The organism is Cellulosilyticum ruminicola JCM 14822 (assembly GCF_001311925.1).
Lineage (GTDB): Bacteria > Bacillota > Clostridia > Lachnospirales > Cellulosilyticaceae > Cellulosilyticum > Cellulosilyticum ruminicola.
The window spans coordinates 1-7,151 of record NZ_BBCG01000097.1; the positions used below are offsets into that span (position 1 = coordinate 1).

The window sequence follows — 7,151 nt, forward strand, 5'->3', positions numbered from 1 at the left end:
TAAAAAGGTCATCTACCAATATTTAACTATTCGTAGATGACCTTTTTATATAATATCACTTAACTAAATGACATTGGGCTCCTCCATTTCTTTATTTTATGGTAATATTTAGAATAATTATAGGGGTAAGCCAATGTGAAATATAATTTACACAATGGCTTACCCCTTTTATATTTGATAGGTGATTGACTTTTGCAAAAAACTGCGTTTTTTGAGGGCATATAATCCGCAAATCTACACTTAGCACACTGCGCTTCTGATTAAAGTCGCATCATACTTGCCAGTTACTTTATAAAAGATTGAAGGTAAACTGTTCTTTTCTAATCTTTTTACATCGTTTTCTTCTTTATTTATAGTTTTTTCTAAATGTAACAGTTGATTTTCATTTTCCCAAATGATTTTTTCTAGCTCTTGCATATGTTTGGTATCATCTTTATATGTATTTACATTTTCATAAGCTTGTTTTAATTGTTCTTTTAAATAATCTCACATAATGATCCTTTCATTTATCCTATAGTAATTTACTTAATACTTTATACTTTATATTAATCGTAATAATTTAGCTTATGATATACTTAACTTATAGGTTCTTCTATACCATCTGTTGTTTGTAGTGTTGTATCTGGTCCATTTGAAGGTTCAATTGGTGCTGGTTCTACAAATTCTACAGGTGGTTCTGGATTAGAAGGTTCATCTACTACAGGCTGGCTCACTTCTGGTTGAGCTGGTGTAACAGGAGTAGTTTCTGCTACAGATGGTGTTTCTTCTTCTGCTTGTCCTTCATTATCATCTGATGTATAATTATTAGACTCATCAGATGTATAATCATTATAAACTGGTAATTCAATATTACGATCATCTTGATCTTCATATTCATATTCTGGATAGACTTCTTGCTCCCTTTGTGGTGTCCAATTAGATGAAGTAGATTCTTCTACAGATGTAGCACTTTTTCCAGAAGTATTTGTCACATTTTTTCTAATAATTGGTACATCACGGTCATACATGAGTTTTTGCATAAAGGCATCTACTTCTGCTTGGTCTAAAATGTAATACCATTTATCTTGCCTTACAGCTTCACCTGGTAACATTTCAAATGTAATTTTGTCTACTTTAAACTGTGAAATATATTTTAAATAATTTTTAGCTTCACCAAGTTTAATATCTGTTTTGAGGTCGCTATAAACTGCTGTTACCATTTTTAATAAGTCTGCTGATGTAGCATCATTAATGAGTTGTTGTGCTAAGGCTTTTAAGAAGAGTTGTTGTGTTTCAATACGTCCTACATCCCCTTCGGCATATTGTTCGTTGTACTCATTGTCATGACGCCAACGTACAAGTCCTTCAGCTTGTTTACCATCTAATTTTTGAAGACCTGGATACAAATCAATATGTAAGTCTTGATAATTATCTGTGTAATTCATACGTCTTGGTACATTTACTTCTACGCCGCCTACTGCATCTACGATTTTACGGAAAGCATCGATATTAACAACTGCATAGTGGTCAATACGAATTCCCATAATATCTTCTAATGTATTTACAGTAAAGTAACGTAAGTTATCGAGCCCACCATAAGCACTCATCTCTGTTATTTTACTATATTCATGATAACCTTTACCAAGTTCCTCCATTTTGTCTTGTTGGAATTGTGTCCATGCTACCTTAGTATCTCTTGGTACAGCAATAACTTTAATTGCATCAGTTTCTGTATTAAGGTTTACAACGAAGATAACATCTGTTCTTGAACCATCTTTATCTACACCGAAGATTGCGATATTCTGATTGATATCTTCTTCTGCTTCTGTTTCATTTCTATCATATCTTGGTATGTTCTTAAGGGCATTTTTATCTTCTTTAATCACAATACCATCGTAAATCACTTTTATTGTAGCTGCAGCTACTCCAATTACTGCACATACAGCTACAAAAATAATTAAAGCTTTTTTTAGTATCGCTTTATTTATTTTACCGTTTGGACCAATGATCACTTATTTCACCTCTTTTAATTGTATCAATTTAATTTTAGACCTCATTATATGATTTTACCATAAAAACTCATATATACCACACAATTTCTTAAATTATTTATAAAAAATTAGTAATACTTGATTAATACTTACCTTTTTTAGCATAAATTAAGCGTTAAGCATCTATATTTTATAGAGTACTTAACGCTTATAAATAAGTTATGTGGTTTTAAAATTTTATATAAACATTTAAAATCTAAAATCACGTTTACCATTTACAATTTCATGGATATATTTTGCTGCCGTTTCACGTGCTTTAGGATTTGGTATATTTTCAAGTTCTTTTGTAATTAATGCATTTCCAATTTGAACAGTATCTTCACTTGCATAGTCTTCTAAATACTCTTTGAGTGTCATTAAAGCATTTGGATGGCAGCAGTTTTGAATTTGCTTACTTTTACATAAGCGCATAAAGCGGTCTCCCGTACGGCCTTCACGGTAACAAGCTGTACAGAAACTTGGGATATAACCCATACGCATCAGCCAATTCACTACTTCATCTAATGTACGTTTATCACTTACATCAAATTGTTCAGAGTTGTCCTCTTCTGCTTCAGGTTCATAATATCCACCTACACTTGTTTTAGAAGCGCCACTAATTTGAGAGACACCTAAACGAATAACTTCTCACGGACTTCTTGACTTTCACGTGTTGAAATAATCATTCCGGTATAAGGCACTGAAATACGAATAAGCGCACAGAGTTTTGCAAAGATTTCATCGCTGATGCCATTATCAAAAGCATTTGGATCAATGTCATCTGCATGTTTGACACGTGGCACACTAATTGTATGGGGTCCAACGCCGTGAACAGCTTCTAAATGCTCTGCATGCATTAAGAGACCTGCAAATTCATAACGATACATTTCAAGTCCAAAGAGTACACCTAAACCGACATCATCAATACCGCCTTCCATAGCACGATCCATCGCTTCTGTATGATAAGCATACTTATGTTTAGGTCCTGTTGGATGTAATACTTCATAGCTTTCTTTATGATAAGTCTCTTGAAAAAGAATATATGTACCAATTCCAGCTTCTTTAAGTTTACGGTAATTTTCTACAGTTGTGGCTGCAATATTCACATTCACACGGCGAATTGCCCCATTTTTATGTTTAATACTATAAATGGTATCAATACATTCAAGAATATATTCGATAGGATTCATTTGAGGATCTTCACCTGCTTCAATAGCAAGGCGTTTATGGCCCATATCTTGAAGTGCAGTTACTTCCTTTATAATCTCTTCCTGTGTTAGCTTCTTACGTGCTATATGTTTGTTTTTTAGATGATATGGACAGTAAACACATCCGTTCACACAGTAGTTAGAAAGATATAATGGTGCAAAAAGCACAATACGATTGCCATAAAAGTCTTTCTTGATTTGCTCAGCAAGTGCATACATCTCCTTAATTTTCCCTTCATCTTCACATGCTAGAAGTACAGAGGCTTCACGATGAGATAATCCTTTTCTAAGTCTTGCTTTTTGAAGGATTTCATCTACAAGTGCTAAGTTCTCCTTATTGGCATCTGCATAGGCAAGTGTTTCTAAAATTTCTTCATGACTAATAAATTCTTCTGCGTTTAATGACTTTGGATTATACATAGTTTTCCCTTCCTTTTGAGTTAGATTGTTCTTTCTCATTAGCATTTGTTGGTTCAAACATTAATCACTACTTCATAAGAACGATTAGTTCTCATAAATAAGTTGAAATAATTATTGCACAATTTTATATTATTTTCAACTATAATTTATTTATAATTCAAAAAAGTATTATTGTAAAATTATATTCTACAATAATACTTTTTATTCATAAAAACTTATTAAATTTATCCGAATGCACTAGCTAACATTAATTTAATACGGTTCATCTGATTTACAGCACTTACGCTCAGATCATACTCAATTGGTAGAAATTGTAAATATTCATATTCGCCTTAAGGGCTTTAAATACCCCACGGGCATTGATATGAGCTGGTAAACAGCCAAATGAGTGCATACAAACAATATGTGAAACACCTTGTTCTACCATTTCACATATTTCGGCAGGTAATTTTCCACCTTCTTCTAATTAATTGTCAAGTCCAATCATTTGTGAATCTTCATGAGCTAAATGATAAATGCGTGAAGGCGCTGACTTGCTTCTAAAACTTCTAAATATTTTTCTGGTAATATTTAATAATCTGAATCATTGCTTTACCTGCTAAGTGCTTTTTAAAGGAATCATCTAGATATTTATAGTTATAAGCAATAAATAAAAAGAGAGGTAAAAGTTCACTAGAAACAACCTCTACGCCTTCTTTTTCTAATGTTTGTACTAAATAATTATTTGCAATCGGATTGAGTTGTAAACTTGTCTTACAAATTGCAAACCACTTTTCATAAAGTGCTTGGGCACTGCCAGTTACTTTTTCATAAGGCCGTACACGATAAAGTACTTTTGTAAGTAAGTCCCCATAGATAATAGCTGCTGTGGCTTTTGGGATAAGTTTCTTGGAGAATCCCCAAAAGACACTTTCCTTTTTTATACCAGCTAAACTTAATATAAAGACAGTCACTTCTAGCATACCCTCTTCTTTTAAGGCTTTTTCTAGTATTTTGGCATAGTTTGTAAAACGACATTGTCCTTCAGTCTAAGCCATTAATACTCCTGTTTGGCTTAAATCATATCGTACAGATTTTAACGCATTGATAATTTGTCCTATAACAACCATAGCCGGATAGCGCATATCATTGTGTAAATATTGCACCCCATCATCTAAGATGCCTTCCTCATTTTTGAGGATTTCAATTTCATCCCTTCACTGGCAAATAAATCACTTAAAAGTTCAAAATGAGTTGGTACAAATTATGGCACAAGGATTGCCTTTTTAGATGTTGCCGAAGTAACAGTTGATTTTACCTCTGGCGCTATGGTCTTAAATGTATGTATTTCACGTTCTTTAAGTGCTGCTTTAAGAGAGCGTAAACGAATACATACTGCCCCTAAACTACTTCCTTCATCAATCTTAATATTCGTATACGTTTTACCTACTACATATAATAGGCGTTGTAATAGCATCAATGTCACATCCAAATGAAGTCAATTGCACAAGCTCCACATTTGGGTTGGTAATGGCTACTTTGGCTGCACGATATAAACGTGAATGATAACTCTATTGATTAACTACTTGAAGCTCTTCACTTGATAAATCTGCTAAATGAGCTACACTATCTTCTTTCACGACAGCCATGCCTAATGTATTAATGATTAAACTGCCATTGGGCTGTATAAGCCAGTACAATAGTTTTTACATCTCACTTTTTGAAATCTTAAAATCAGAAAGTGTTTCTAAAAGTGTCTTACATAATTTCTGATCATTACGCATTGTAATAAATGGATTCATATACTTAATTTGTGAAATACCTATAATATTGTGACGAACTACTTCTAGATAAGATGTTACAAAAGGACAGTTAAAGTTGTTAGCATTTTCACAAGCTTTATCTTCTTCATATATAATACATGGATAGAAAATGTATTTAATTCCTTTTTAAGTAAGCTTTCAATATATCCATAAAACATTTTAGCTGGATAACATGCTGTCTCTGAAGCAATAGATTCTAATCCTATTTCATATAGGGCTTTAGACGATTCATCAGATAACACCACTTCGAATCCTAATTTAGCAAATAGTGTTGCCCAGAATGTGGAGTTCTCATACATATTTAATACCATAGGCATACCAATCTTGCCACGTAAATTAGGATTTATAACTTCTGGAACATAGTTTCTAATGGCTTCATATTTATAAGCTACTAAATTTGGCATTTCATGTGAAATTTTTGCACCACTTAAACCTCTTTCACAACGATTTCCTGAAATGAAACGTTTACCATTACTAAAGCGATTAATCGTTAATTAACAGTTATTTGAACATTTTTTATGGATGTATCATCCATTTGTGACATGATTAATGTCGTTGATTTTTCATCCTTTTATCCCAAAAGCACCCATAAGTCCTGAAATATTTGGACGCACAACTTCACGTTCCCCTTAGTTTTCAAAAGCTCTTAATGCCGCTTCGTTATAAAAAGTGCCACCTTGCACAATGATATGCTTTCCTAAAGCAGCAGGATTCTTCAGTTTAATTACTTTACTATAAACATGCAAAATTAGTTCCAATAATTTTCCAGTAAGATTTTGAGTAAAATAAAAAACATTTATGACATCTCTTGATATAATTAAGTCGACAAAAACCATATTCATAATGAGATTACATAAATGTTTAATAACTTAATTATAAATGATTCTTTGGATATAATCAAATTCCTAAATAGATTTATTTTATTCTAAATCTCAGTACGCACATATCATCGCATTCATTTCATCTATGATGCTCAAAGGTTTTAATGGTAAAATTGCAGATGTAAATGAATTTAATATCGAAAAACATCGCACAATAATTTCCAGATTTCTTAACAAAAGTTCATGGGATGAATCTTTGCTATTTCAGGAAATGAAAAGATACGCTATTAAGCGTATATGGCAACATTCGAAAGATACTCACGAACCGATTTACATTATTATTGATGATACGATTAATTAGAAAACAGTGCCCTCGTCAAGGGCCAAAAATATCATTCAAAGTTGTTCATTTCATAACTCCCATTTAAAATGGACATCAGTTTGTTACTGTTATGCTTTGATGTGGAGACCTTGTGCTCCCGTATAAGATTGTAATTTATCAAAAAGATGCGTTCAGTAAAATAGAAATAGCTGCAAACCTATTAAAAGAGCTACCGCATCCAGTTAACAAAGGCTATGTTTTAACTGATAGTTGGTATAGTTGTGCGGCATTATTTAATGCTGTAACTCAGATAAGGTTTAACTATCTTAGTGCTCTAAAATCTAATCGTAAAATCTTCCCTAGAGTTCATAGAGAAGATGGTATAAAAATTAATGACTTTATTAAAACACTTAAGCAACATGAACTTGACTTGGTGACAGTCAAGGGTAAGACCTATTATACATATACCTATCTTGGTAGAATTAATAGATTCAAAAAGGTTTGGTAAAAAATAGGGTTGTCGCACTAAGAAATTAGTGTGCAGCTCCTTTAACTATATAAAATAAAGT

The 7,151-nt window shown here is 32.5% G+C and carries 6 protein-coding genes and 2 pseudogenes; 1 reads left to right on the forward strand and 7 read right to left on the reverse strand.

Features of this window, described 5'->3' with window-relative positions; genetic code table 11:
- Positions 1-240: 240 nt before the first annotated feature.
- The 7 genes and pseudogenes from JCM14822_RS20705 to JCM14822_RS17335 form a co-directional block, all read right to left on the reverse strand.
- Positions 241-417 carry a hypothetical protein gene (locus tag JCM14822_RS20705; protein ID WP_157047866.1) on the reverse strand — a complete coding sequence of 59 codons (177 nt, stop codon included), beginning with the start codon at positions 415-417 and terminating at the stop codon, positions 241-243.
- 158 nt (positions 418-575) lie between these two features.
- The gene (locus JCM14822_RS17315; RefSeq protein ID WP_054743766.1) at positions 576-1,991 is read right to left on the reverse strand and encodes an LCP family protein; all 1,416 of its coding nucleotides are present in this window, start codon (positions 1,989-1,991) and stop codon (positions 576-578) included.
- 228 nt (positions 1,992-2,219) lie between these two features.
- Positions 2,220-3,637: pseudogene (gene hydG / locus JCM14822_RS17320) on the reverse strand ([FeFe] hydrogenase H-cluster radical SAM maturase HydG).
- Between the two features lie 548 nt (positions 3,638-4,185).
- Complete coding sequence (locus JCM14822_RS17325) at positions 4,186-4,599, reverse strand: hypothetical protein (protein ID WP_054743768.1); 414 nt, start codon at positions 4,597-4,599, stop codon at positions 4,186-4,188.
- A gap of 281 nt (positions 4,600-4,880) precedes the next feature.
- A complete protein-coding gene (locus JCM14822_RS17330) occupies positions 4,881-5,093 on the reverse strand; it encodes a hypothetical protein (protein WP_054743770.1) in 213 nt (70 codons plus the stop codon).
- Positions 5,094-5,187: 94 nt separating this feature from the next.
- On the reverse strand, positions 5,188-5,316 hold the full coding sequence (locus tag JCM14822_RS22805; RefSeq protein WP_278287250.1) for a hypothetical protein: 129 nt from the start codon (positions 5,314-5,316) through the stop codon (positions 5,188-5,190).
- A 6-nt stretch (positions 5,317-5,322) separates the two neighbouring features.
- Positions 5,323-5,843, reverse strand: a pseudogene (locus tag JCM14822_RS17335) (acyl-CoA dehydratase activase-related protein).
- 890 nt (positions 5,844-6,733) lie between these two features.
- Here JCM14822_RS17335 and JCM14822_RS17345 point away from each other — a divergent pair.
- Positions 6,734-7,090 carry a hypothetical protein gene (locus tag JCM14822_RS17345; protein WP_054743776.1) on the forward strand — a complete coding sequence of 119 codons (357 nt, stop codon included), beginning with the start codon at positions 6,734-6,736 and terminating at the stop codon, positions 7,088-7,090.
- The last annotated feature ends 61 nt before the right edge of the window (positions 7,091-7,151 follow it).

Bases quoted from the DNA above. Each gene is read 5' to 3' on its own strand.
- JCM14822_RS20705 (WP_157047866.1), bottom strand. From the start codon at position 417: ATGCAAGAGCTAGAAAAAATCATTTGGGAAAATGAAAATCAACTGTTA.
- JCM14822_RS17325 (WP_054743768.1), bottom strand. From the start codon at position 4,599: ATGCTAGAAGTGACTGTCTTTATATTAAGTTTAGCTGGTATAAAAAAG.
- JCM14822_RS17330 (WP_054743770.1), bottom strand. From the start codon at position 5,093: ATGCTATTACAACGCCTATTATATGTAGTAGGTAAAACGTATACGAAT.